This is a genomic window from Jiella avicenniae (genome assembly GCF_021390325.1).
GTDB classification, from domain to species: Bacteria; Pseudomonadota; Alphaproteobacteria; order Rhizobiales; family Rhizobiaceae; genus Jiella; species Jiella avicenniae.
In genome coordinates, this window is sequence record NZ_JAJUWU010000008.1 from 175,528 (window position 1) to 200,552 (window position 25,025).

The 25,025-nt window shown below is 67.1% G+C and carries 18 protein-coding genes; 10 read left to right on the forward strand and 8 right to left on the reverse strand.

Going from position 1 to position 25,025, the window contains the following annotated elements; translation table 11 throughout:
* Positions 1-92: 92 nt before the first annotated feature.
* Both sufB and LZD57_RS09835 read right to left on the reverse strand, forming a co-directional pair.
* Entirely contained in the window at positions 93-1,613 is a 1,521-nt protein-coding gene (gene sufB / locus LZD57_RS09830; RefSeq protein ID WP_233719436.1) for a Fe-S cluster assembly protein SufB, read from the reverse strand.
* A 132-nt stretch (positions 1,614-1,745) separates the two neighbouring features.
* Positions 1,746-2,963, reverse strand: coding sequence for a cysteine desulfurase family protein (locus LZD57_RS09835; RefSeq protein WP_233719437.1), 1,218 nt, complete (start codon positions 2,961-2,963; stop codon positions 1,746-1,748).
* 190 nt (positions 2,964-3,153) lie between these two features.
* Between LZD57_RS09835 and LZD57_RS09840 the strand changes: the two genes are divergently transcribed.
* A complete protein-coding gene (locus LZD57_RS09840; protein ID WP_233719438.1) occupies positions 3,154-3,828 on the forward strand; it encodes an alpha/beta hydrolase in 675 nt (224 codons plus the stop codon).
* Positions 3,829-4,010: 182 nt separating this feature from the next.
* Here the strand turns inward: LZD57_RS09840 and LZD57_RS09845 are convergent, their stop codons facing one another.
* A complete protein-coding gene (locus tag LZD57_RS09845; RefSeq protein ID WP_233719439.1) occupies positions 4,011-5,156 on the reverse strand; it encodes a DUF4238 domain-containing protein in 1,146 nt (381 codons plus the stop codon).
* 127 nt (positions 5,157-5,283) lie between these two features.
* On the opposite strand from LZD57_RS09845, the gene tyrS reads away from it, so the two are divergent.
* On the forward strand, positions 5,284-6,534 hold the full coding sequence (gene tyrS, locus LZD57_RS09850) for a tyrosine--tRNA ligase (protein WP_233719440.1): 1,251 nt from the start codon (positions 5,284-5,286) through the stop codon (positions 6,532-6,534).
* A 99-nt stretch (positions 6,535-6,633) separates the two neighbouring features.
* Here the strand turns inward: tyrS and LZD57_RS09855 are convergent, their stop codons facing one another.
* On the reverse strand, positions 6,634-7,833 hold the full coding sequence (locus tag LZD57_RS09855; RefSeq protein WP_233719441.1) for an amidohydrolase family protein: 1,200 nt from the start codon (positions 7,831-7,833) through the stop codon (positions 6,634-6,636).
* A gap of 195 nt (positions 7,834-8,028) precedes the next feature.
* On the opposite strand from LZD57_RS09855, the gene LZD57_RS09860 reads away from it, so the two are divergent.
* From LZD57_RS09860 to LZD57_RS09890, 7 genes are all read left to right on the forward strand, one after another.
* Positions 8,029-8,481: a MarR family winged helix-turn-helix transcriptional regulator gene (locus tag LZD57_RS09860; RefSeq protein ID WP_233719442.1), complete on the forward strand. Its 453-nt coding sequence runs from the start codon at positions 8,029-8,031 to the stop codon at positions 8,479-8,481.
* 225 nt (positions 8,482-8,706) lie between these two features.
* The gene (locus LZD57_RS09865; protein ID WP_233719528.1) at positions 8,707-9,882 is read left to right on the forward strand and encodes an ABC transporter substrate-binding protein; all 1,176 of its coding nucleotides are present in this window, start codon (positions 8,707-8,709) and stop codon (positions 9,880-9,882) included.
* A 46-nt stretch (positions 9,883-9,928) separates the two neighbouring features.
* The gene (locus LZD57_RS09870) at positions 9,929-11,827 is read left to right on the forward strand and encodes an ABC transporter permease (RefSeq protein ID WP_233719443.1); all 1,899 of its coding nucleotides are present in this window, start codon (positions 9,929-9,931) and stop codon (positions 11,825-11,827) included.
* Positions 11,824-12,612 carry an ABC transporter ATP-binding protein gene (locus LZD57_RS09875; RefSeq protein ID WP_233719444.1) on the forward strand — a complete coding sequence of 263 codons (789 nt, stop codon included), beginning with the start codon at positions 11,824-11,826 and terminating at the stop codon, positions 12,610-12,612. The genes LZD57_RS09870 and LZD57_RS09875 overlap by 4 nt, the downstream gene beginning before the upstream one ends.
* On the forward strand, positions 12,609-13,328 hold the full coding sequence (locus tag LZD57_RS09880; protein WP_233719445.1) for an ABC transporter ATP-binding protein: 720 nt from the start codon (positions 12,609-12,611) through the stop codon (positions 13,326-13,328). The genes LZD57_RS09875 and LZD57_RS09880 overlap by 4 nt, the downstream gene beginning before the upstream one ends.
* Before the next feature lie 9 nt (positions 13,329-13,337).
* Complete coding sequence (locus LZD57_RS09885; protein WP_233719446.1) at positions 13,338-13,904, forward strand: (2Fe-2S)-binding protein; 567 nt, start codon at positions 13,338-13,340, stop codon at positions 13,902-13,904.
* Between the two features lie 357 nt (positions 13,905-14,261).
* Positions 14,262-17,840: a molybdopterin cofactor-binding domain-containing protein gene (locus tag LZD57_RS09890; protein ID WP_233719447.1), complete on the forward strand. Its 3,579-nt coding sequence runs from the start codon at positions 14,262-14,264 to the stop codon at positions 17,838-17,840.
* A 374-nt stretch (positions 17,841-18,214) separates the two neighbouring features.
* Here LZD57_RS09890 and LZD57_RS09895 read toward each other — a convergent pair whose 3' ends face one another.
* The 4 genes from LZD57_RS09895 to LZD57_RS09910 all read right to left on the reverse strand — a co-directional run bounded on the left by LZD57_RS09895 (position 18,215) and on the right by LZD57_RS09910 (position 23,630).
* A complete protein-coding gene (locus tag LZD57_RS09895) occupies positions 18,215-18,808 on the reverse strand; it encodes an ABC-type transport auxiliary lipoprotein family protein (protein ID WP_233719448.1) in 594 nt (197 codons plus the stop codon).
* 232 nt (positions 18,809-19,040) lie between these two features.
* Complete coding sequence (locus LZD57_RS09900) at positions 19,041-21,566, reverse strand: MlaD family protein (protein ID WP_233719449.1); 2,526 nt, start codon at positions 21,564-21,566, stop codon at positions 19,041-19,043.
* Positions 21,566-22,438 carry an ABC transporter ATP-binding protein gene (locus LZD57_RS09905; protein WP_420844782.1) on the reverse strand — a complete coding sequence of 291 codons (873 nt, stop codon included), beginning with the start codon at positions 22,436-22,438 and terminating at the stop codon, positions 21,566-21,568. Before LZD57_RS09905 ends, LZD57_RS09900 begins: the two co-directional genes overlap by 1 nt.
* A 4-nt stretch (positions 22,439-22,442) precedes the next feature.
* A complete protein-coding gene (locus tag LZD57_RS09910) occupies positions 22,443-23,630 on the reverse strand; it encodes an ABC transporter permease (protein ID WP_233719450.1) in 1,188 nt (395 codons plus the stop codon).
* 162 nt (positions 23,631-23,792) lie between these two features.
* On the opposite strand from LZD57_RS09910, the gene dgcA reads away from it, so the two are divergent.
* Positions 23,793-24,773 carry an N-acetyl-D-Glu racemase DgcA gene (dgcA, locus tag LZD57_RS09915; RefSeq protein WP_233719451.1) on the forward strand — a complete coding sequence of 327 codons (981 nt, stop codon included), beginning with the start codon at positions 23,793-23,795 and terminating at the stop codon, positions 24,771-24,773.
* Positions 24,774-25,025: the final 252 nt, after the last annotated feature.

The following is a 25,025-nucleotide window of genomic DNA, read 5'->3' on the forward strand; positions in this document are numbered from 1 at the left end:
CCGTCTTACTGGCGTCTCATTCGGTGACGCTTCTGGCTGTGAAACCCCAGTAGATCCTCGCCACGAGGGGGAGGATGACGATCGTTTGACACTCACCCCACCGAGCCTTCCAGCGAAATCCCGATCAGCTTCTGCGCTTCCACCGCGAACTCCATCGGCAGCTGCTGGATGACGTCCTTGACGAAGCCGTTGACGATCAGCGCGATCGCCTCCTCCTCCGGGATGCCGCGCTGCATGCAGTAGAACAGCTGGTCGTCGGAGATCTTCGAGGTGGTCGCCTCGTGCTCGAACTGGGCCGTCGCGTTCTTCGCCTCGATATAGGGCACGGTGTGCGCACCGCAGTCGTTGCCGATCAAAAGCGAGTCGCACTGGGTGAAGTTGCGGGCGTTGGTCGCCTTCCGGTTGGCCATCACCTGGCCGCGATAGGTGTTGTTGGAATTGCCGGCAGAGATGCCCTTGGAGATGATGCGGCTCGTCGTGTTCTTGCCGAGATGCAGCATCTTCGTTCCGGAATCGATCTGCTGGCGGCCGTTCGACACGGCGATCGAGTAGAACTCGCCGCGCGAGTTGTCGCCCCTCAGGATGCAGGACGGATATTTCCAGGTGATCGCCGAGCCGGTCTCGACCTGCGTCCAGGAGATGCGGGAGTTCCTGCCGCGGCAGTCGCCGCGCTTGGTGACGAAGTTGTAGATGCCGCCCTTGCCGTCCTTGTCGCCGGGATACCAGTTCTGGACGGTCGAATATTTGATCTCGGCATCGTCGAGCGCGACGAGCTCTACCACGGCGGCATGAAGCTGGTTCTCGTCGCGCTGGGGCGCGGTGCAGCCTTCGAGATAGGAGACGTAGGCGCCCTCGTCGGCGATGATCAGGGTTCGCTCGAACTGGCCGGTGTTGCGCTCGTTGATGCGGAAATAGGTCGACAGCTCCATCGGGCAGCGGACGCCCTTCGGCACGTAGACGAAGGACCCGTCGGTGAAGACGGCCGAGTTCAGCGTCGCGAAGAAATTGTCCGACGTCGGAACCACGGAGCCGAGATATTTCCTCACCAGTTCCGGATGCTCGCGGATCGCCTCGGAGATCGGCATGAAGATCACGCCGGCCTTCTGCAGCTCCTTCTTGAAGGTCGTCGCGACGGAGACCGAGTCGAACACCGCATCGACCGCGACGCGGCCGCTCGGCGCCGGCAGGCGATCGTCGTCTTCGGTGACGTCCTCCTCCGAGGGCTTGACGACGCCGGCGAGGATCTCCTGCTCCCTGAGCGGGATGCCGAGCTTCTCGTAGGTGCGCAGGATCTCCGGATCGACCTCGTCCAGCGAGGCCGGGCCGGACATCGATTTCGGCGCGGCGTAGTAGTGGATGTCCTGATAGTCGATCGGCGGATAGTCGACGCGGGCCCAGTCCGGGCTCTCCATGGTCTTCCAGCGCTCGAACGCCTCCAGCCGCCAGGCGAGCATCCAGTCGGGCTCGCCCTTCTTGGCCGAGATGAGCTTGATGATCTCTTCGTTCAGCCCCTTCGGGGCGACGTCCATCTCGATCAGCGTCTCGAAGCCGTATTTGTACTGGTCGACGTCGATCTGTCGGACCTGGTCGATGGTCTCCTGGACTGCAGGCATACGTCTCGCTCCATACTCGCCGGAGTCAAGGTCCGGTGGTCGGGTGATACGATTGGGAAAACTTGCTCCCGCTCGTCAAGATAAGTCTCGAATGGCCGCGTTTTTAGTGCCATTCCAAATAATCGCAAGCGCTCAGGCGGCGGCTGCGGATCCCGTTCTCGCGACCGCCCGAAGGGCCAGCTTCTCATACTCGCAAACGAACCGTTCGAGAGCCCCTTCGCTGGTTTCGGGACCGAAACTGACGCGAATCGCGCCGAGCGCCGGATCGACGTCGAGTCCCGCTTTCGCCATGGCTGCGACGACATGGCTCGGCCCGACCTTGCCGGACGAACAGGCCGAGCCGGCCGATACGGCGATGCCGGAAAGATCGAGGGCGATCTGCGCCGTCTCCGCCTTGACGCCGGGATGCACCATCGCGGCCGTGTTGGGAAGCCGCTCGGCGTCCTTTCCGAGGATGATGAGCTCCGGCAGGCGCCGCAGCAGGTCCCGTTCCAGGCGATCGCGCAGGGCGCCGAGCCGCTCCCCGGCCCCGGTGCCTCGCGCAAACGCGGCTCCGGCCGCCGCGCCGAAACTGGCGATGGCCGGCAGCGCCTCGGTCCCGGCGCGCATGCCGCGCTCCTGTCCACCGCCGCGCAGGAGCGCGAAGGGGCGCGTGGCGAGGCTCCGGAGCGCGATCGCGCCGACGCCCTTCGCAGCCCCCATCTTGTGGCCGGACAGGACGATCGCATCGGCGCCCGTGGCGGCGAGATCGACGGCGATGCGCCCGACCGTCTGGGCGGCGTCGAGCACCACGAGCACCGGATGGTCCCCGCGCCGCGCCTCCAGCACCGCCCGAATCGCCTCGATCGGCTGGATGACGCCGGTTTCGGAATTGGCCCAGGAGACCGCCAGCATCGCTGGGCCGACCGACCCGGCCGCTTCGACGAACGCCGCCAGCGCGCCGGGATCGACGATGCCGTTCCGGTCGACCGGCAGCCGCGTGACCGCCTCGGCTGCGAAGGCGCCGCCCTCCCGCGTCGCCGGATGATCGGTCTCGACGACGGCGAGCCGCGCGATCTCGACCGGCTGGCCGGCGACGAGCCAGTGCGGCGAGAGAAGCTGCGCCGCCGCCTCGGTCGCGCCGCTGGTGAAGACGACGTTCTCGGCCGGTATCGAACCCTTTGCCCCGCCGATCAGCCGTGCCACCGACGCGCGGGCCTCTTCGCAGGCGGCACGGGCCGCGCGGCCTTCGCGGTGGGCCGAGGAGGGATTGCCGAGGTCGAGCGCAGCCACCGCCGCGTCCCGGGCTTCGGGCAGCAGCGGTGCCGAGGCGTTGTGGTCCAGATAGATCCGCTCGCGGCGCCCGGTCATCTCAACTCGCAGAGGTCGTCTCGTATCGCCGACGCAAATTTCTTGAAATTTCGTCCCCGAAAGGACTAGAAAGCGCCCTTACACGGCAGCGCCAGTTTTGAATTCTTCCAAACTGGAACCTACGGAGCCGGCCTGGCTTCGTCAACCGTCGCCAATGCTGCGGTTCCGCCCGCGATCAGAGAGTATCTATATGCCCGAAGTGATCTTCAATGGCCCGGCGGGTCGCCTGGAAGGCCGATACCAGGCCGCCAAGGAAAAGAACGCCCCGATCGCGATCGTGCTGCACCCGCATCCGCGCTTCGGCGGGACGATGAACAACCAGATCGTCTATCAGCTGTTCTACATGTTCGTGGAGCGCGGCTTCACGACGCTGCGCTTCAATTTCCGCGGCATCGGCCGCAGCCAGGGCGAGTTCGACCACGGAACCGGCGAGCTCTCCGACGCCGCCTCGGCGCTGGACTGGGTGCAGAGCCTGCATCCCGATTCCAAGCAGACCTGGGTCGCCGGCTATTCCTTCGGCGCCTGGATCGGCATGCAGCTCCTGATGCGCCGGCCGGAGATCGAGGGGTTCCTGTCGGTCTCGCCGCAGCCGAACTCCTACGACTTCTCCTTCCTCGCCCCCTGCCCCTCGTCCGGCCTGATCATCCATGGCGGCAAGGACCGCGTGGCTCCGCCGCGCGACGTCCAGACCCTGGTCGACAAGCTGAAGACCCAGAAGGGCATCGTCATCACCCAGAAGACGATGGAAGAGGCGAACCACTTCTATACCGAGCACACCGACGAGTTGATCGCCGAATGCGCCGACTATCTCGACCGGCGGCTCGCCGGCGAACTCTCCGATCCGCGACCGAAGCGCCTGCGCTGAACCATCAAATTCGCGCAATCGGACGAGACTGAAAAGCCGCAGGGAGGTCCCCGCGGCTTTGAGTCGCTTAGTACATTTAGATGCCGAGAATAAGCTAGCAGACGTTGAGAGCGTTGCGGATCGTTGCCAATCAAAGACCCGGGGCAATGTCGATCTTTGAACGGGCTTGGCAGTTGCGAAGTTCATCCCCACAGGGTGGCAGAGTTGACGCCACGTCGGGCGCGTCGGGCGTGCGCCGTGTATGTCAACAACATGGGCCACGCCGCCGGCGCAGGTACATGACGCTGCGTATGAATGATTTCCCTGCGGTTAGGGTCGTCGACCCGGTCGCCTGATACGGCAACGAAGGTATGGCTTTCGGGAGCTGTCTCCTGCAGCATTTCCACGCTGAACCATGTCGACCTGCGACGCGACTTAGCGTTCTGATAAGTTGACGCAACCATCTGCCGGTCACTCCAGTCCCGGAAATATAGATTGGCATGACCACGGACCGCCTGCAGATCGTTGAAGGCGGCCACGTCTGTGGCACGCTCCATGACACCAAGTTCACCCAGCTTTTTCTCTAGACGGTAGATGGCCGGGTCGAATGACAGCAGCAGAAGCTGTGGCGTTAGCGGCATGAGTATCATGGCGCCCGGACTGCCAAGGCCTGCCCCTCCCAACACGTCCTTTTGCAGGTGGAAGCGGTTAGTGTAGATTACCGGATCGTCGGATGTGAAGAATGGCACCGCCGTGCAATTAAGGATAACCCGCGTGCGTAGGTGGGCCGTATCTCTCACGCTGTCCTTGAAAGCATTGAGCGCGAGATGAAGGGCCATCTCGTGCGTCATAACTAGGCTTTCCAGCAACTCTGGTGTAGCCTCGTCGGCTACCATCATCCGTTCCGCCTCCGCCAACCGCATTGCGCCGTCTATCCATGCTGCGCTCCTGTAGGACTGCAGCAGCATGAACGCGTGAAGGCGTCGGACGTCCTCTGTTGTCGCGGCAGCAGGATCTTCGGAGACATGCTGGATAATCTCGCCGTATTCACCTTCGGGCCCTTGCAACGCTTGCTCGAGAGCGCCGTCGCGCCCGTAGAAATAAGGTTTTGCGCACTGTCCCTTCGCCGGCGCCGCTTCAATCGGTCGCTCGCGAGCCATGTTGAATAGATTGATGGCGGCGCCTTCAACGTCCGTGCAGAAGGCGCGCAGATAACACCGAGGTACAAAGTGCTGAGACTTGTTGGCGGGCATGGCAAACGGACGATGTGTCGCTTCAGCCGAAAACACAACATGTTGCGAGCCTCCGGCGCGCTTCCAGTGGAAAATCGAGGCCGTTGGATCATGCATCCACCACCCAACCCAGCCACGCTCGCGAATCTACCCATCGCATCTGGAAATCGTGCCGCAGGCTGTTAAACACCCCGCAGGTATGGCCACAGCCAACCGCGACCCTATCGACAGGACCTGCACCCCCATGACCGGCTTCAAGTCCGACTTTCTCCGCACGCTCGCAGAGCGCGGCCTCATCCACCAAGTCTCCGACGAGACCGGGCTGGACGAACTCTTCGCCACGGAGACGGTGACGGCCTATGTCGGCTACGACGCCACGGCGACGAGCCTGCACATCGGCAACCTGATCTCGGCGACCATGCTCTACTGGCTGCAGGAGACCGGCCACCGGCCGATCGCTCTGATGGGCGGCGGCACCTCGATGGTCGGCGACCCGTCCTTCCGCGACGAGCAGCGCAAGCTTTTGACGGTCGAAGCGATCGAAGAGAACATCAGCGGGATCAAGAAGATCTTTGCCCGCATCCTGAAGTTCGGCGAGGGGCCGGCCGACGCGGTCATGGTGAACAATGCCGACTGGCTGCTGAAGCTCAACTACGTCGAGTTCCTGCGCGACGTCGGCCGGCATTTCTCCGTCAACCGGATGCTTTCCTTCGATTCCGTCAAGATCCGGCTCGACCGCGAGCAGTCGCTGTCCTTTCTCGAATTCAACTACATGATCATGCAGGGCTACGACTTCGTCGAGCTCTCCCGCCGCTACGGCTGCCGGCTGCAGATGGGCGGCTCGGACCAGTGGGGCAACATCATCAACGGCGTCGATCTCGGCCACCGCATGGGCACGCCGCAGCTCTACGCCCTGACGACGCCGCTGCTCACCACCGCCTCCGGCGCCAAGATGGGCAAGACCGCGTCGGGTGCCGTCTGGCTCAACGGCGACCTCTTCAGCCCCTATGACTTCTGGCAGTATTTCCGCAACACCGAGGATGCCGACGTCGGCCGCTTCCTGAAGATCTTCACGCGCCTGCCGCTCGACGAGATCGCCAGGCTCGAGGCGCTCGGCGGGGCGGAGATCAACGAGGCCAAGAAGGTGCTCGCCACCGAGGCGACCGCGATCGTCCATGGCCGCGAAGCCGCCGAGGAAGCCGCCGAGACGGCGCGCGTGACCTTCGAGGAAGGTGCGATTGCCGAAACGCTGCCGACCGTCATGGTGGCGCGGTCCGAACTTGCCGGCGGCGCCGGGCTCCTGTCGCTCGTCGTCGCGGCCGGTCTCGCCGGCTCGAACGGCGAGGCGCGCCGCCACGTCCAGAGCGGTGCCGTGCGCGTCAACGACCAGACGGTGTCCGATCCCCGCGCGAGCCTCGGCGAGGCCGATCTCAAGGACGGCGTCATCAAGCTCTCGGTCGGGCGCAAGAAACACGTCCTGGTGCGGCCGGAATAGCCGGGCCGCGGCTCCGGCGCTTTCCCATCGGCTGCGCCGGAAAACCTTCCGATGCGCGCCGGAAAACGAGAGAGGGAAAGGTCGCCGCGCGGCCCTTCCTCACCCGCCGACGAGGCTCGGGATCTTCTCCGCCGGCGGCGTGTTGCGGCTGCGATGCGAGCGCACGACGCCATCGATCACCGTCATGCCGACTCCCGGCAGGTCGCCGAGCGCGATCGAGTGGAGGAAGTCCCGTCCGGCGGAATGCTGGGCCTTGTCCATGAAGACGAAGTCGGCCGACTTGCCGACCTCGATCAGCCCGCAGTCGAGGGCGCGCATCCGCGCGGTGTTGCCGGTCGCGAAGCAGAAGGCGATTTCGGCCGGAACCTCGCCGAGCGAGGAAAGCATCGACACCATCCGGACGATGCCGAGCGGCTGGACGCCCGAGCCGGCCGGGCCGTCGGTGCCGAGGATCACCCGCTCGAGCTGGCCCATTTCTTGGGCAATTCTCAGCGTATAGAGCGCGGCGCGTTCATTGCCGTTGTGGACGAGCTCGAGGCCGCGCCGGCAGCCCTCGCAGATGCAGCGGATCTCGCCGTCCGGCAGCGCCGTGTGGCCGCCGTTGACGTGGCCGACGACGTCCGGATCGACCTCCAGCACCACGTCGGCGTCAATCAGGCCGGAGCCGGGGATCGACGGGCCGCCGGTGTGGATCGTCGAGTTGAAGCCGTGCTTGCGCGCCCAGGCGACCATCTCGCGGCCCGTCGCACCGTCCTTCACCCCGCCGAGCCCGACCTCGCCGAGGAACTTCACCCCCTGGCTCGCCATCTCGGCGAAATCGTCCTCGACCATGCCGGGCTCGATGACCGGCGCACCGGCGAGAACCTTCACGCCGCTCGGGCGGAAGTTCGAGAAGATCCGCTGGGCGTAGATCGCCATCGCCTTGACGCCGGCGACGTCGCGCGGCCGGCCCGGCGTGTGCACCTCGCCCGCCGAAATCATCGTGGTGACCCCGCCATGGAGCGTCGAGTCGATCCAGTTCAGCTGGCTCTGGCGCGGCGTCCAGTCGCCGGCCACGGGATGGACGTGGCTGTCGATCAGCCCCGGTGCCACGACGGTGCCGTTGGCGTCGATGATCGTGTCGGCCCCGTCGAGATCGAGATCGGCCGCCTTGCCGATCGCGGCGATGCGCCCGCCGACCGAGACGATGGTGTCCGCATCGAGGATCGGCGTTTCGATGTCGCCCGACAGCATCAGCCCGACATTGCGGATCACCAGCTTCTCGTCCGGCTTGCCCGCCTGCTGCACCTCATGCGCCATGCACGGCCCCTCTTCTTTCCGGTGAGTGTCTCGACATATCATTCGCATACGAACGATCTTCGGACTATGATGCGCGAAGCAGGCTTTGGCAACCGGGCGGCTCCCCGGGACGGCGGGACGCCAGTGCGCCGCGGGGCGAATACATCGTATGATTGCCGGCGGCTGCCCGGCCGGGCAACGAAGGGGAACGACGGTTTGGACACAGCACGACATCTCGCCGACGCGCCGAACGAAGCCGGGGACTACATTCTCGACGAGCAGGTCGGCTTCCTGCTCCGCCAGGCCCAGCAGCGCCACGCCGGCCTGTTTTCCGAGTGTTTCGGCGGCGACGTGACGCCGACCCAGTGGGCGGTCCTCGCCAAACTCGCCGAGATCGGCGAATGCTCCCAGAACCTGCTCGGTCGCTACACGGCGATGGACGTCGCCACGATCAAGGGCGTCGTGCAACGCCTTCTGGCCCGCCGTCTCGTGCTGCGCCGGCGGGACCCGGACGATGGCCGGCAGCTGCTGATATCGCTTTCGGACGAGGGGCGCGCCGCCTTCGAGGGTCATCTCGCCAATGCCCGCAAGGCCAGCGACCGAACCCTCTCCGTCCTGGACGAGCGGGATCGCGCGGTGTTCCTGCGCTGCCTCAGGGCGTTGCGGTGAACGGGCGAAGCGGCCACAGTCGAGGCTCGGCGCCGCGCCCGGCCGACGCCTGAACAAATTCTGGGCGCAGCCGCGAAGTGACTTGACGGCGGGCAGAAAGATCGTTCGTATACTAACGGCATGGACCGAGGGCCGGACGTTCGCGAGGGCGCGGCGGCGGCCTACGAGCAACAGGACGAGAGGCTGGAAATGCTGAAGACATTGTCTCGATTGGGCTGCATCTCGATGCTGGTCGGCGCAGGCCTCATGGCCACCGGCGCCACCGGCTGGGCCGACGACATCAAGATCGGCGAGATCAACAGCTACTCCGCCCTACCCGCCTTCACCGAGCCCTACCGCAAGGGCTGGCAGCTGGCCGTCGAGGAGATCAACGCGAATGGTGGGATCAACGGCGACACGCTGACCGTCATTTCCAAGGACGACGGCGGCAAGCCGGCGGCGGCCGTCACCGCCGCCAACGAACTCGTCTCGCGCGACGGCGTCGTGCTTCTGACCGGCGGGTTCTTTTCCAATGTCGGTCTCGCCATCGCCGACTTCGCCAGCCACAAGGACGTGCTCTATCTCGCCGGCGAACCGCTGACCGACGCGATCACCTGGTCCGAGGGCAACGAATACACCTTCCGGCTCCGCCCATCGAACTACATGCAGGCGGCGATGCTCGCCGAGCAGGCGGCGAAGCTGCCGGCCAAGCGCTGGGCGACCGTCGCTCCGAACTACGAATACGGCCAGTCCGCGGTGAAGGTCTTCAAGGAACTCCTGAAGAAGGCCAAGCCCGACGTCGAATTCGTCGCCGAACAGTGGCCGCCGCTCGGCAAGATCGACGGCGGTGCCGTCGCTCAGGCGCTCGCCGCCGCAGATCCCGAGGCGATCCTCAACGTCGAGTTCGGCGCCGATCTTGTTCAGTTCGTGCGCGAGGGCACGACCCGCGGCCTGTTCGAGGATCGCTCCGTCGTCAGCTTCCTCACCGGCGAACCGGAATATCTCGAGCCCCTGGGCGCCGAGGCGCCGGAGGGCTGGATCGTCACCGGCTATCCCTGGTACGCCATCGAGACGCCCGAGCACACCGCCTTCATGAAGGCCTACGAAGCGAAATACGGCGAGCACCCCTATCTCGGCTCGCTCGTCGGCTATGTCGAGTTCAAGGCCATCGCCGCAATCCTGAAGAAGGCCGGGTCGACGGAGACGGAAGACCTGATCGCCGCCGCCAAGGGCCTGAAGCTCGGCACCCCGTTCGGCGAGATCACCCTGCGGGAGATCGATCACCAGTCGACCCTCGGCGCCTATGTCGGCAAGACCGCCGTCAAGGACGGCAAGGGCGTGATGGTCGACTTCACCTACAAGGACGGGGCGGACTACCTGCCGTCCGACGACGAGGTGAAGGAGCTGCGGCCGCAGAACTGAGAACGGCGCGAGGCAGCAACGCAATCTGGGCAGGGACTGCGGACCGATGGCACTTTATATCGCGCAGTTCCTGACCGGGCTCGCCAACGCCTCGTCGCTCTTTCTGGCGGCATGCGGCCTGTCGGTGATCTTCGGGGTGACCCGGATCGTCAACTTCGCCCATGGCGCCTTCTACATGCTCGGCGCCTATGTCGCGTACTCGTTGACCCTGAGGTTGGAGGGCGTCTTCGGCTTCTGGGCCGGCATCCTCCTCGCCGCTGCCATCGTCGCGGTTCTCGGCGCCATCCTCGAGATGCTGCTCCTGCGCCGTATCTACCAAGCGCCGGAGCTGTTCCAGCTACTCGCCACCTTCGGCGTCACGCTGATGGTGGAGGATCTCGTCCACATCATCTGGGGTCCGCAGGACCTCGTCGGCCCCCGCGCACCGGGCCTCGAGGGCGCCGTACCGGTCTTCGGCCTGCCGGTGCCGACCTACGATCTCCTGCTGATCGTCCTCGGCCCCCTCGTCCTCGGCGCGCTCTGGCTCCTGATGCATCGCACCCGCTGGGGCGTCCTGGTGCGCGCCGCGACCCAGGATCGCGACATGGTGGCGGCGCTCGGCGTCAATCAGAAATGGCTGTTCACCGGCGTCTTCACCCTCGGCATCTTCCTCGCGGCCTTCGGCGGCGCGCTGCAGATCCCCCGCACGGCCGTCACCCACCAGATGGATCTGACGATCATCGCCGAGGTCTTCGTCGTCGTCGTCATCGGCGGCCTCGGCTCGATCACCGGCGCCTTCCTCGCCGCCGTGCTGATTTCCGAACTCAACGCCTTCGGCATTCTCGTCCTGCCCGGCATCTCGCTCGTCCTGATGTTCCTGGTCATGGCCGTCGTCCTCGTCATCCGGCCCTGGGGCTTCCTCGGCAAGCCGATCCAGACCGGCGTGACGACCATCGGCGAGGCGACGCGGCCCTGGCGGCCCTGGTCGAACGCCACCGCCGCCGCGGTCGCCGCCGCCGTCCTCGTCGCGGCGCTGCTGCCGCTCGTCCTCGGCTCCTACGGCCTCAGCGTCGGTGCGCAGATCCTCATCGCCGTCGTCTTCGCCATGAGCCTGCAGTTCCAGATGTCGACCGGCGGCCTCGATTCCTTCGGCCATGCCGCCTATTTCGGCCTCGGCGCCTATGGCGCGGCGCTCACCGTCGAATGGTTCGACCTGCCGATGGAACTGGCGCTCCTCGTCGGCCCGCTGACCGGCCTCGTCGGCGCCCTGGTCTTCGGCTGGTTCTGCGTCCGGCTCTCCGGCGTCTATTTCGCCATGCTCACCCTAGCCTTCGCCCAGATCACCTGGTCGATCGCCTTCCAGTGGGTCGAGGTGACCGGCGGCGACAACGGCATTCTCGGGGTCTGGCCGGCCGACTGGGCGTCGAGCCCCGCCACCTTCTACTGGCTGACGCTTGCCGTGGCCGTCGTCGCGGTCCTCGCCCTGCGCCATCTCGTCTTCTCGTCCTTCGGCTACCGGCTGCGGGCAGTGCGGGATTCGGCGGTCCGGGCCGAGGCGGTCGGCATCTCCCGCCAGCGCACGCAATACGTCGCCTTCGCCATCTCAGGCACGGCGGCAGGCCTCGCCGGCGCGCTCTTCGCGTTCCTGAAGGGCAGCATCTTTCCCGACGTCCTCGCCATCCCGACCTCGATCGACGCGCTCGTCATGGTGCTGCTCGGCGGCGTCGCCACGGTCTCGGGCTCGGTGGTCGGCGCGATCGTCTACACCATGGCCTCGATCTGGCTGATGAGCGCCACCGATCTGTCGCGGCTCGTCCTCGGCGGCTTCATCGTCTTCCTCGTCGTGGCCTTCCCGCAGGGCATCGTCGGCTCGCTCTCGGCCTTCGTGGCCGGCCCGGTCGAGCGCTGGCGCAGCGGCGGCCGGACCGAGCGAACCATCGCCCTGCCGGCGGAGGGCTCCCGATGAGCGCCGCGCCGCTGCTCCAGGTCGAGCATCTGTCGAAGTCCTATGGCGGCGTCCATGCCGTTCAGGACGTCTCCTTCGAACTCCACCCCGGCGAGATGCTGGCGCTGATCGGGCCGAACGGCGCCGGCAAGAGCACCTGCTTCAACATGGTCGGCGGCCAGATCCCCGCCGGCTCCGGCCGCGTCAGGATCGACGGCCGCGACGTCTCGGGCCTGTCGCCCCGCCAGATCTGGCATCTCGGCGTCGGTCGGACGTTTCAGGTGGCACAGGTGTTCAAGTCCATGACCGTGCGCGAGAACGTCCAGACCGTGTTCGCCTCGCGCGAAAGCGGCTGGGGTTTTCTCGCCCGGGCCGGCCAGGCCCATCGCGCCGAAGCCGAGGCTGTCCTCGACCTCATCGGCATGGCCGATTTCGCCGATCGTCCCTGTGCCGACATGGCCTATGGCGACGTCAAGCGGCTGGAACTCGCCATGGCCCTCGCCAACGATCCGAAGCTGCTCCTGATGGACGAGCCGGCCGCCGGCATGGCGCCGCTGGAGCGGGTCGAACTGATGGGGCTGACGGCGCGGATCGCCAAGGAGAGGCAGATCGGCGTCCTCTTCACCGAGCACGACATGGACGTCGTCTTCGCCCATGCCGACCGGATGATGGTTCTGAACCGTGGCCGGCTGATCGCCGAGGGCCGGCCGGAGGACGTGCGCCAGGACCCGCAGGTTCGGGCCGTCTATCTCGGAGAAGGCCTCGTCTACGACCAGGCGGCCGCGGCGAGGAGGGCGAGCGCATGACGCATGCAGCGGCAAAGCTCGACGTCGCCCGGCTGAACAGCTTCTACGGGCCGATCCAGATCCTCTTCGACGTCGGCCTTTCGGTCGGCCGTGGCGAGGTCGTCGCCCTTCTCGGCCGCAACGGCGCCGGCAAGTCGACCACCTTCAAGTCGCTGATGGGCCTCGTCGACCGGCGCGAGGGCGAGATCCGCTTCGAGGATGCCGAGATTTCCAGGCAGCCGACATACGAGATCGCAAGGCGCGGCCTCGGCTACGTGCCGGAGGACCGGCGGGTGTTCGGCGAACTCACCGTCGAGGAAAACCTCGAGGTCGGCCGCCAGCCGGCCCGCGACGGCGTCACCACCTGGACCCCGGAGCGGCTCTACGACCTCTTCCCCAACCTCGCCGAAATGCGGCGGCGCCCCGGCGGCCAGATGAGCGGCGGCGAGCAGCAGATGCTGACGATCTCGCGGACGCTCATGGGGAACCCGTCGCTGGTCCTTCTCGACGAGCCGTCGGAAGGCCTCGCCCCCAAGATCATCGAGCAGATGGCCGAGGCGATCCTCGCCATGAAGCGCGAGGGGCTCAGCATCCTTCTGTCGGAGCAGAACCTCCACTTCGCCCGGCTGATCTCCGACCGCGCCTATATCCTCGAAAAGGGTCGCATCCGCTTTTCCGGAACGATCGCCGAACTCGAGGCGAATACGGCGGTGCGCGACCAGTATCTCGCCGTCTGACGCAGCGCCATGTCCCCCTCACCGGATGCCGAGATCACCCTCACCGTCAACGGCACGAGCCACCGCCTCGCCGTGCCCGCCACCGCGCCGCTTCTCACCGTCCTGCGCAATGATCTCGAACTGAACGGTCCGAAATTCGGCTGCGGCCTCGGCCAGTGCGGCGCCTGCACGGTGCTGATCGACGACATGGCGGCCCGCGCCTGCACGATTCCCGTAGGCTCCCTCGCCGGCCGCAGCATCGTCACCCTGGAGGGCCTCGCGAAAGACGGCCGTCTCGACCCGGTGCAGGAGGCCTTCGTCACCGAGCAGGCCGCCCAGTGCGGCTATTGCCTCAACGGCATGATCATGGCGCTGAAGGCGCTGACCCTTCGCGAAACCGCACCCGACGAACGGCAGATCCGCGAGGCGCTCCGCTACAACCTCTGTCGCTGCGGGACGCATCTGGAGATCCTCGCCGCCGCGCGGCGAGCCTGTGGGTTGGCCCCAGCGGAACGGCTGCAAAAGATGCACAATGGCGAGGAAACGACACCTAGACAACATCCTCCGACAAAGCTTCAAAATAACGCGGGGGCATGAATTGGGGGCGCAAACGTCGACGCTTCGTCGCAAGCCGATCTCTGCAGGGCCAACACACCTCAAAGCGGCTTCAGCGGCAAACCCAACGGTGTCTGCATTGACCGGCGATGCCGAAACCCCGCCGCTTCGTCATTCTCGGGCCCCGTCCCGAGAATCCAGGGGCGGCTGCCGCGACGCCTGCCGCTTGCGCCTCTCGGAGCTGAAGCCGATCGCGCCTTTCGATCTCTGGATTCTCGGGACGGTGCCCGAGAATGACGAGGTTTCGGAGGCCGCGCCCAACCGTCAGCATGGCCGCGGCCACGAATGCCTCGAAGGGACACGCACATCCGGCAGGGTTCAGTCCGAAAGCTCCGTCCAATGACGGACGAGCGCGCCCCTGCCGCGACCGCCGCCACCCTCGTCGTCGAGCGCATCTCCGCCGGCGGCGGCACCACCGAAACCTTCCTCGTCGTCCATGCCGACGGCCACGTCACCGGCTACAACGGCCACGTCGATCTCGGTACCGGCATCGCCACCGCCCTCGCCCAGATCGTCGCCGAGGAGCTGGACGTCTCCGCCGACACCGTCGCCATGGTGCTCGGCGACACGGCGCGCACCCCCGACCAGGGCCCGACCATCGCCAGCGAGACGATCCAGGTCGCCGCCGTGCCGCTGCGCCGGGCCGCGGCAACGGCCCGGCAGGTCCTCCTTTCAAGGGCGGCGGCGATCCTCGACGTCTCGCCCGAAGAGCTCCGGATCGAGGACGGTCTCGTCTTCGCGCCCGCCAGCAACCGCCGCCTCGGCTTCGGCGAACTCCTCGGCGGCGAGACGACCCGCGTGGCGCTCGACGACGCCGCACCGGTCAAGGCACCCGAAAGCTACCGTCTCGTCGGCACGTCCCAGCCCCGCGTCGACATCCCGGACAAGGCGAGCGGCCAAGCGATCTACGTCCACGACGTCCGTGTTCCCGGCATGCTGCACGGCCGCGTCGTCCGCCCGCCCTATGCCGGGCGCGACAGCGGCGACTTCATCGGCAGAAGCCTGATCGCCGTCGACCGCGGCTCCGTCGCCGCGCTGCCGGGCTTCGTCGACCTCGTCGTCATCGGCGATTTCGTCGGCGTCGTCGCCGAGCGCGAGGAACAGGCGGCGGAAGCCGCCCGACGCCTCAAGATCGAGTGGGCCGTCCCGCCGCCGCTGCCGGACATGGACGACGTCGCGGAAACGCTGAAGACCCATCCCGGCAAGCCCCGAACCCTTTCGGAGCGAGGCGACGTCGACGCCGCCCTCGAAGGCGCGGCCCACAGGCTGACAAGGCGCTACGTCTGGCCCTATCAGATGCACGCCTCGATCGGTCCCTCCTGCGCGGTGGCCGATTTTCGCGGCGGCTTCCTGACGCTGTGGTCCGGCACCCAGAACCCGCACATGCTGCGCGGCGATCTTGCGACGCTTCTCCAGATGCGGCCGGAATCGATCGACATCCGCCGGCACGAGGCCGCCGGCTGCTACGGCCGCAACTGTGCCGACGACGTCAGCGCCGATGCGTGTCTTCTGTCCCGCGCGGTCGGGCGTCCCGTCCGGGTACAGCTCACCCGCGAGCAGGAACATGCCTGGGAGCCGAAGGGCGCGGCGCAGCTCATCGAAATCGACGGCGCCCTTAGCGCAGACGGCGCCCTCGCCGCCTACGATTTCGAGACCCGCTACCCTTCCAATCGCGGCCCGAACCTCGCGCTGCTTCTCACCGGCGCCATCACGCCGGACCCGCAGCCCTCCGACATGGGCGACCGCACGGCGATCCCGCCCTATCGCTACGAGACCGAGCGCATCCGCGTTCAGGACATGGCGCCGATCGTCCGCGCCTCGTGGATGCGCGGCGTCTCGGCCATGCCGAACTCCTTCGCTCACGAAAGCTACGTCGACGAACTCGCCGCCGAAGCCGGCACCGACCCCGTCGACTTCCGGCTGAAGCATCTGAAGGACCCGCGCGCCGCCGAGCTCGTCCGCGCGACGGCTGAGCGCGGCAACTGGGTCGAGCGCACCGCGCCCCGGCGCACGAGCGACGGCGAGACGCTCTACGGCCAGGGGTTCGCCTATGCCGTCTACGTCCACGGCGCCTTCCCGGGCACGGCCGCTGCCCATGCCGCCTGGATCGCCGAGGTCGCGGTCGACAGGCGCACCGGCGAGGTTGCGCTGGAGCGGGTCACCGTCGGCCACGACGCCGGAATGATGATCAACCCCGCCGGCGTCCAGCATCAGATTCACGGAAACGTCGTCCAGTCCGCCAGCCGGGTGCTGAAGGAAGAGGTGACGTTCGAGAATTCGACCGTCGAGAGCCGCGACTGGGGCAGCTATCCGATCGCCAACTTCCCCGAGGTGCCGGACGTCGACGTCCTGATGCTGCCGCGCCCGGCCGAGCCGCCCCTCGGCGTCGGCGAATCCGCCTCGGTGCCGAGCGCTGCCGCCATCGCCAACGCGATCTTCGACGCCACCGGCGTGAGGTTCCGCGAGCTGCCCTTTACGCCGGAACGGATCAAGGCCGGTCTCGACGCCGCGGCCGGCGCGAAGCCCGAAGCTGCAAAGCTCGGCGGCTCTCCGTCAGATTGGCCGGCGGCTTCGGCTCCTCCCGCCCGCCCGAAACTCTGGCGCCGCCTTGCCGCGCCGCTCGCCGCCGGCCTTGCGGCGACGCTCGGCACCGCCGCTGTCGGCCTGACCCTGCGCGCGCCGATCGCTCCGGTCGCCCCGCCGGACCCCACGGTCTATTCCGCCGAAACGCTGGCGCGCGGCCGCCAGCTCGCCGCTCTCGGCGACTGCGCCGTCTGTCACACCAGCCCGGGCGGCGCGACGAATGCCGGCGGACGGGCGATCGAGACGCCGTTCGGCACCGTCTATTCGACCAACATCACGCCCGACCCCGAGACCGGCATCGGCGCCTGGTCCTACCCGGCCTTCGCCCGCGCAATGCGCGAGGGCATCTCCCGCGACGGCCGGCATCTCTACCCGGCCTTTCCCTATACGTCCTTCGCCCGGACCTCCGAGGCCGACCTCCAGGCGCTCTACGCCCATCTGATGGCCGCGCCGCCGGTGCGCGCGAAAGCGCCGGAGACCACCCTTGCCTTTCCCTTCGGCGTCCGTGCCCTGATGGCCGGCTGGAACGCGCTGTTCCACAAGGCGGCACCCTATGTCTCCGATCCGGCCCGAGGCACGGAATGGAATCGCGGCGCCTATCTCGTCGAAGGCCTCGGCCATTGCAGCGCCTGCCATTCGCCGCGCAATGCGCTGGGCGCGGAAAAGCGTGGCTCGGCGCATCTTGCCGGCGGCTTCGTCGACGGCTGGCAGGCGCCGGCGCTGGGCAGAGCGAGCGACGCCCCTGTGCCGTGGACCGAGGATGCGCTCTACGCCTATCTCAGGACCGGCCGCTCTGCCGAACATGGCGCCGCCGCCGGGCCGATGGCGCCGGTCGTCGCCTCCCTCGCCGAACTGCCGGACGCCGACATCCGGGCGATGGCCGTCTATCTGGCATCCCGTGACGAGCCCGCGCCGACGAGCGATGGCAGGGCCTCGGCGGCACGACTGGTGGCGGACAGCGAGGCGGACATCCGCCCCGCCCGAAGCTCGGGCGCCCGCCTCTATGACGGCGCCTGCGCCGTCTGCCACCGCAGCGAGGCGCAAGGAACGCTGTTCAATGCCGGCACGCCGCTCGCCCTGACGAGCGCGGTCGGCGCCGAACGCCCGGACAATCTGATCCAGGTGATTCTCTCCGGCGTCGAGCCGGCGAAGAGCGGCGCGCACAGCGCCATGCCCGGCTTCGCCGAGACCTTCACGGACCGGCAGATCGCAGACCTCGTTCGCTACGTCCGCAGCCAGTTTGCCCGGGGACGCCTCCCCTGGCAGGACGTCGAGGCGACCGTGGCGAGCGTCCGCCATTCGACGACCCGGCTCGCGGAGGGTGGCGGACCGTAGGAAGACGCCGGAGCGCATCCGGGCAGATGCAACTGGGATCAGCCAGGAAGGGCGATGGCATGCGCTTCTAACAATCGGCGCAAGGCCCAAAGCTTCGTCATCCCGGCCCCCGAGCCGGGATCATTCCTCGGTCTCGAAGCGCCTATTCGTTGCAAGAAACAATGCGTTGGGAACGGCAGGCGAAACGGCGTCACCGATTTGGAATGGGTCCCGGGTCAAGCCCGGGATGACGAAGCGGTGATGCTTCGGCCCACTCTGCGACGTCGAAGCGCTGCGCCAACCGCTGAAGGGCGAGATGAGACGTGTGAATGCTGTAGGTCCCCGACCCCGCCCCCGACGACGCAAGCCCAACGAGCGCCGTACGCCTCTGCCGTTCAGATCAGCCCGAGGGTCCAGGTGACGATTTCGCCCGAGATCTGGTCGAAGGCACGGTTGAGCGCTGCCACATAGGCGGAATTGCCGGCGCCGGAGACGGGCGACGAGGCGGAGAAGATCTTCGTCTGCCGGACGGTGCCGTTGCGGTCGTTGAGCGCCTTCACCGAAATGTCGATCCGCGCCGTCGCGGCGCCCGCCGTGTCGATCTCGAAGCGGCGGATTTCCATGATCAGCTGATAGTCGATCGCCAGCCCCTGGCCCGGCACGCCGACGGCGCCGATCCGGCCGGTATTCTCGAAGGCCTGCAGCAGCCGCAGCTGCACCATGCGCGGCAGCCTGTCGCTCCACTGGCTCTGGCCGAGATATTCGATCGCGTAAGGCGACGTCTTGACGACGATCTTGTCGCTGTCGAGCGTCTTGATCGCGGTCGGCTCGGGGATGAGCAGTTGCGCGCGGCTGCCGCTGCGCACGGCGACGTTGGTCGGCGAAGCGATCTCGAACGTGTCCGGCGGCACCGAGCTGCAGCCGGCGAGAAGAGCCGCCACGAGTGCGGCCATCATTGGTAGCTTCACGCCGGTCATCGTCGCGGTCATCCCCTCTTCCAACGGCGCGGCGGCATGGCTTTCCGCAAGACGCCCGGAAGCCCGCCGGTTCGGCAGGCCACCCCGTTGCTTGCATCCGCAACCGGGCCTGTCAATCGCACCAAAGGCCGCGCCCAGGCGGCTTGCGCACAAACTTCCACGGCGGGACGAGATTGCCACAAACCGCAGCCGGAGATGGCGTTCGACGCCGTCTTCAGGTGTGTGGGCCGGCCGGGCGGCTCGGCTAGCGCCGCGTCCGCCCGTCGTACTGCTTCACGTTGTCACCGCCATAGAGGATACGGCTCGGATTGTCGGAGAACTCTGAGACCGCATCGTCGATGCGGTTCACAGTCCTGTCGACCGAGCGGACCAGCGACTGGAACTGCTGCAGCCCTTGAGTGGAGAAACGCTGCAGATTGGCCGAGATCGGCGTCACCTGCTCCTGGATCGATTGCGCCGCCCCCCGCACCGACTGGAGCGCTCCCGCAAGGTCGGAGCCGAGCTGCGTGCCGTTGCCGGCGCCGGCGAAGACCCCGTCGATCGACGTCAACACGCCGTCGATCTTCGCCGAGGCGGCCTTCAGGCTCTCGCTGGTCGTCTGGACGTTCTCGATGATGCTGTCGATCTGCGGCCGCTTCTCGCCGATGTCGTTGGCAACGCCGGCGATCGAATCGGCGGCCTTGGCGACGTTGTCGGTGGCCGCCGAGACGTTCTCAACCGCCTGGTTGACCTTGCCGGGATCGATGCTGGCGAGGAGCGTGTCGAGCTGCGCCCGCGTCTCGGAGAAGCCTTTGACGGCGGTGTCGATGGTCAGGACGGCGGAGTTCACCCGCTCGACGATCGACTGGATCTCCGGCGTCTTCTCGCGCACCGCATCGGTGATCGCGCCGACGTTGTCGAGCGACTTGTTGATCATCGCCGTGTCGACCGAATCGACCACGCCCTTGGCGCTGTCGAGGGTCGAATTGAGCTTCGTCGAGGCTTCGGTGACGTTGGCGCTGATCGGGCCGAGGCTGGTGAGAAGCTGGTCGATGGCGTCCATCCGCTGGGCGACGGTGGTGGTGATCCGGTTGACGTTCTGCGCCGAGTTGGCGAAGCCGCTGATCGCCGAGGAGATCGCCTCCCTCTGCTGATCCACCGTCCGGGTGATCGAGGCGACGTCGGTCGCCGCGCTGGAAACCTGGTCCAGCGTCGCCGAGACCTTTTCGGGATCGACCGCCGCCACCACCCGGTTGGCCGAGTCGAGCGTCTGGTTCAAAGTCGTCGCGGCCTGGCCGACCTGATCGGATACCGGCCCGAGATTGGCGAGCAGCGCGTCGATGTCGTCCGAGCGCTGGGCGACGGTGGTGGTGATCCGGTCGACGTTCTGGGCCGAGTTCGACAGCCCGCTGATCGCCGAGGAGATCGCCTCCTTCTGCTGGTTCACCGTGTCGGTGATCGATGCGGCGTTGCTGGCGACGGCGGAGAAGGAATCGACGGCCGAGGCGACCTTGTCCGGATCGATCGATGCGACCACCCGGTCGGCGTTCTGCAGCGTTACGTCGAGACGGTTGGCGACCCGGTTCGCGGTGTCGGAGAGCGGTGCCAGATTGGCGAGCGTCCGGTCGAGATCCTCGCGACGGTCGGCGACGGTTCGGGTCACGGCTTCGACGTTGGTGACGGCGTTCGACGCGCCCTGCACGATCGTGTCGATCGCGCCCGACTGGTCGCTCAGCTTCTGGCTCAGCGCCGCGACGTTGGTCGCCGTGGTCGAGACGCCGTCGAGAGTGGTCGAGACCTTCTCCGGGTCGACCGCGGCGATCACCCGATCGGCGCTCTGGAGCGTCGTGTCGAGCTGGTTCGCGACACCCGTCGCCGTGACGGCGAAGGGACCCAGCGCGCTGACGAAATTGTCGATGCCGTCGGCGTTCCGGTTGATCACGTCGCCGATCTTGCCGACACCGTTCGCCGCCGACTGGACCGAATCCATGACGCTGCCGATCCGTTCCGAGCCTTCGCGGATGTTCGCCGTCACCTGCGTCACGTTGTCGACGATCTGGCCGACCTCGTCGGTGTCGACGGAGGCGAGAATGTCCTGCGCCCGCTCGATCGCGCCGGGCAAGGCATCTGCGACGTTGCGTGCGCTGACGGTCAGGGCGGACAGGCTGTCGACGAAGGAATCGATGTTGTCGGTGTTGCGGGCGAGTGCGGCGGTGAAGGTCTCGACGTTCTCCGACGTCTTGGCGACGTTGGCGACCGTGGTCTGGACGCCCGGCCCCGCCCCTTTCACGATGCTCTCGAATTCGCCGAGGATGGTGTTCGCCCGGTCGGCGATGTCGCGCGCCGTCGCCAGGATGTCCGTCACGTCCGAGGGATTGGCGCGGATGACGGGGGTGACGCCCTGTTGCCTGGCTTCGTCGATGAGATTGTCACCCGCGGGATTGCCGCCCTTCAGTTCGATGAAGGCGTAGCCGGTCAGTCCCTGAAAGCCGATATTGGCCTGGGTGTTCTCCTTGATCGGGATCGACGGGTCGACCATCGTCGTGGCGATGACGACGCCGGGATTGTTGTTGTCGATCCGCAGCGACGTCACCTGGCCGACCGGCAGGCCGTTGAACAGCACCTGACTGCCCTGCTGGAGCCCGGTCACGGAGCCTTCGATCCTGACCAGCAGCGGCACGCGGTTGTCGCCGCTGGAGGCAAAGACGCTCCAATAGGTGAAGCCGACGGCGAGCGCGAGGACGACGAGCGTGAAGATGCCGACGCGGACGTAGTTGGCTTTGGTTTCCATCAGGCGGCTCCATCGGAGGGCATCGGCCGCGCCGCCTCGGCATCGTCGGTGACGATGGTGCGGGCGCGCTTGCCGTGGAAGTAGGATTTCACCCAGGGGTGATCGTAGGCCAGCATCTTCGACAGCGGTCCCTCGACCAGCACCTTGCGGTCGCCGAGGACGGCGATGCGGTCGCAGGCCTGGAACAGGCTGTCGAGATCGTGGGTCACCATGTAGACGCTGAGACCCAGCGTGTCGCGTAACGTCATGATCAATTGGTCGAAATCGGCCGCGCCGATCGGATCGAGGCCGGAGGTCGGCTCGTCGAGGAAGACGATCTCCGGATCGAGGGCGAGCGCTCTCGCGAGCCCCGCGCGCTTGATCATGCCCCCGGACAGCTCGGACGGATATTTGTCCGCCGCATCCTGGGCGAGGCCGACGAGATCGATCTTCAGCCGGGTCAGTTCGCGCATCAGCTTGGGCGACAGGTCGAGATATTCGCGCATCGGCACTTCGATGTTCTCGGCGACCGTCAGGGCCGAAAACAGCGCGCCCTGCTGGAACAGGACGCCCCAGCGGCGCTCGACCGAGAGCTTTTCGCGCTCGCTCGCCTGGTGATAGTCGATGCCGAAGACCTCGATCGTGCCGCCCTGCTTCGGATTGAGGCCGAGAATGGTGCGCAGGAGCACCGACTTGCCGGCGCCGGACGGGCCGACGAAGCCGAGGATTTCGCCGCGCCTGACGTCGAGCGAGAGGTTTTCGAGGATTTTCTTGGAGCCGAAGGAGACGTTCACGCCGCGGGCGCGGATCAGCACGTCGTCCGCCGCATCCGGTGCCGCCGAGGCGGCCGGATCCGCAGTTTCTTCGTTCTGAACCGCAGGGTCGAGTGTCACCGGGTCACAGTCCCATCGAGGCGTAGAAGATCGCAAACAGGCCATCCATGACGATGACGAGGAAGATCGACTTGACCACGGAGGAGGTGACGTGGAGGCCGAGGCTTTCGGCACTGCCACCCACCTTCATTCCCTCCAGGGCGCCGACGATGCCGATGACGATCGCCATGAAGGGTGCCTTGATCAGGCCGGCAAAGACAGTGAACAAATCGACGCTGTTCTGGATGCCCTGCAGGTAGTTGGCGAAGGAGATGTCGGAATAGAGCTTCAGCGTCAGCATGCCGCCGAGCAGCGCCGCCAGATTGGCGAGGATGGTCAGGAGCGGCAGCGCGATGGTCAGGGCGACGAGACGCGGAAACACCAGGACGCCGATCGGGTTCAGCCCGATGACGTGCAGGGCGTCGATTTCCTCGCGCATCTTCATCGAGCCGATCTCGGCGGTGATGGCGCTGCCCGAGCGTCCGGCGATCATGATCGCGGCGAGCAGCACGCCGATTTCCCTGAGGACCAGGATGCCGACGAGATTGACCGCATAGACCTCGCCGCCGAAGCGGCGCAACTGGAACGCGCCCTGCTGGGCGATGATGCCGCCGATCAGGAAGGTGATGAGGACGATGATCGGAATCGCCTTCACCCCCATCTGGTCGAGCTGGTTGAACACGGCGGCCGGGCGCGAGCGGGTGCGGCCCGTCAGGCGGTAGCCGGCGCCGTAGATCGCACCGCCGATGATGTTCAGCCACGCGACGGCCTCGTCCCGGGCGCCGTAGACGCCGCCGCCGATCGCCCCGAAAAAGCCGGTCAGCGGCGAGACTTGCGCCGGCTTGCCGGGCGGCACCTTCCGGTCCATCGTCCCGCGGACGGCCGCGAAGAGCGCCGCGTCCCGCTTCGAGACGCCGGCGAGTTCGACATCGCGCCCCTCGCCCGAAAGTTCGCGCGACAGCCTTTCGATGACGAAGGCGCCGGCGGTGTCGATCCGGCCGACCTTCGAGCAGTCGACGGTGATCCGCTTGCCGAGATCGGAGCCGGCGGTTTCGGCGAGGAGGGATTCCATCGCTCCGACGGTGCGGGCCAGCCAGTCGCCGCTGGCGACGAGCCGCACGCCGCCGTCCTGCTTCTCGCCTTCGAGAGCAGGCTTGACGGCAGACAGGCGGCCGCGCTTGGCGGTCTCCTCGGGCTTCACGGCCTCCAGCATCGTTCCTCGATCCGCATTCATTCCGGCCGTCGGCATCGGCCGTCTCCCCGAGGTCCGCCGAAGATCCGCGGCGATCCGTCCGGCGAAGTCGCGGCACCCCCCTTCACTGGCACAGGGCTTCGTGGGAATAAACCAAAGCCGCCGTGAAGGAGATCATTTACCATGCCGCGTCGTCTTTCGGTCACAGTGGAGCATTTTCCGCTGCTCCAGCCGTTTCGGATCGCGCGGGGGGTCAAGACCGAAGCCGCCGTGGTGAGCTGCGAGATCGCCGACGAATACGGCAGGGGCCGGGCGGAATGCGTTCCCTATCCGCGCTATGGCGAAAGCATCGAGAGCGTCTGCGATCAGATCGAGGGGGTCCGGGATCTGATCGAACGGGGCGGTTCGCGCGACAGTCTCGCAGAGGCGGTCGCCGCCGGCGCGGCCCGCAACGCCCTCGACTGCGCCCTCTGGGATCTCGAGGCGAAGTCCACCGGCGGCCACGTCTCGGCCATCGTCTGCGGCGAGACGCCGCGGCCGGTCGAGACCGCCTATACGATCAGCCTCGACAGCGCCGACGCGATGGCCAGCGCCGCCAGAGCTTCCGGCCGCGACCTTCTGAAGATCAAGCTCGGCACCGAGGACGATCGCGAGCGCATCCGCGCGGTGCGGGCCGCGGCCCGGGGCGCGAGGCTCATTCTCGACGCCAACGAGGGCTGGACGGACGCCAATCTGCGTGACCATCTCCTCGCCGCCGCGGCCGCCGGCGCCGTCCTCGTCGAGCAGCCGCTCCCGGCCGGCAAGGACGCGATCCTTGCGGAGATTCCCCATCCGGTGCCGGTCTGCGCCGACGAATCGCTGCATGTCGGCAAGGATCTCGACCACCTCCTCGGCCGCTACGACTTCGTCAACGTCAAGCTCGACAAGACCGGCGGGCTGACCGAGGCGGTGCGGCTGACGCGCGAAGCGCGGCGACACGGTTTCGGCGTCATGGTCGGCTGCATGGTGGGCACTTCGCTCGCCATGGCCCCGGCCATCCTCCTCGCCCAGACCGCCGACATCGTCGATCTGGACGGCCCGCTGCTCCTGGCGAAGGACCGCCCGCATCCCCTCACCTATGCCGGTTCGATGGTCTCCCCGCCCGACCCGCGGCTGTGGGGGTGAGGTGCGTTGGCTTTTCGACGCGCTAAAGAAAGTCCGCGGCGTCTACAGCGAACGGAAGCGCTCTACGGCGCCCCCCCTCTGGGCGGCCGCCCATCTCCCATCGAGGGGGGAGATCAGGCAGCGGCAGCGGCCGAGCGCTGTTTTGCGGCGTCGATTCCGACCCGACCGTCGACTGGCTTGCGGGCTCGTCCGAACGAGATCGATCTCCCCCCTCGAGGGGGAGATGTCCGGCAGGACAGAGGGGGGCGCGAA

What these genes read in the sequence shown, in the direction of transcription:
- sufB (WP_233719436.1), bottom strand. Translation starts at nt 1,613, where the DNA reads ATGCCTGCAGTCCAGGAGACCATCGACCAGGTCCGACAGATCGACGTC.
- LZD57_RS09835 (WP_233719437.1), bottom strand. Translation starts at nt 2,963, where the DNA reads ATGACCGGGCGCCGCGAGCGGATCTATCTGGACCACAACGCCTCGGCA.
- LZD57_RS09840 (WP_233719438.1), top strand. Translation starts at nt 3,154, where the DNA reads ATGCCCGAAGTGATCTTCAATGGCCCGGCGGGTCGCCTGGAAGGCCGA.
- LZD57_RS09845 (WP_233719439.1), bottom strand. Translation starts at nt 5,156, where the DNA reads ATGCATGATCCAACGGCCTCGATTTTCCACTGGAAGCGCGCCGGAGGC.
- tyrS (WP_233719440.1), top strand. Translation starts at nt 5,284, where the DNA reads ATGACCGGCTTCAAGTCCGACTTTCTCCGCACGCTCGCAGAGCGCGGC.
- LZD57_RS09855 (WP_233719441.1), bottom strand. Translation starts at nt 7,833, where the DNA reads ATGGCGCATGAGGTGCAGCAGGCGGGCAAGCCGGACGAGAAGCTGGTG.
- LZD57_RS09865 (WP_233719528.1), top strand. Translation starts at nt 8,707, where the DNA reads ATGCTGGTCGGCGCAGGCCTCATGGCCACCGGCGCCACCGGCTGGGCC.
- LZD57_RS09870 (WP_233719443.1), top strand. Translation starts at nt 9,929, where the DNA reads ATGGCACTTTATATCGCGCAGTTCCTGACCGGGCTCGCCAACGCCTCG.
- LZD57_RS09875 (WP_233719444.1), top strand. Translation starts at nt 11,824, where the DNA reads ATGAGCGCCGCGCCGCTGCTCCAGGTCGAGCATCTGTCGAAGTCCTAT.
- LZD57_RS09880 (WP_233719445.1), top strand. Translation starts at nt 12,609, where the DNA reads ATGACGCATGCAGCGGCAAAGCTCGACGTCGCCCGGCTGAACAGCTTC.
- LZD57_RS09885 (WP_233719446.1), top strand. Translation starts at nt 13,338, where the DNA reads ATGTCCCCCTCACCGGATGCCGAGATCACCCTCACCGTCAACGGCACG.
- LZD57_RS09890 (WP_233719447.1), top strand. Translation starts at nt 14,262, where the DNA reads ATGACGGACGAGCGCGCCCCTGCCGCGACCGCCGCCACCCTCGTCGTC.
- LZD57_RS09895 (WP_233719448.1), bottom strand. Translation starts at nt 18,808, where the DNA reads ATGACCGCGACGATGACCGGCGTGAAGCTACCAATGATGGCCGCACTC.
- LZD57_RS09900 (WP_233719449.1), bottom strand. Translation starts at nt 21,566, where the DNA reads ATGGAAACCAAAGCCAACTACGTCCGCGTCGGCATCTTCACGCTCGTC.
- LZD57_RS09910 (WP_233719450.1), bottom strand. Translation starts at nt 23,630, where the DNA reads ATGCTGGAGGCCGTGAAGCCCGAGGAGACCGCCAAGCGCGGCCGCCTG.
- dgcA (WP_233719451.1), top strand. Translation starts at nt 23,793, where the DNA reads ATGCCGCGTCGTCTTTCGGTCACAGTGGAGCATTTTCCGCTGCTCCAG.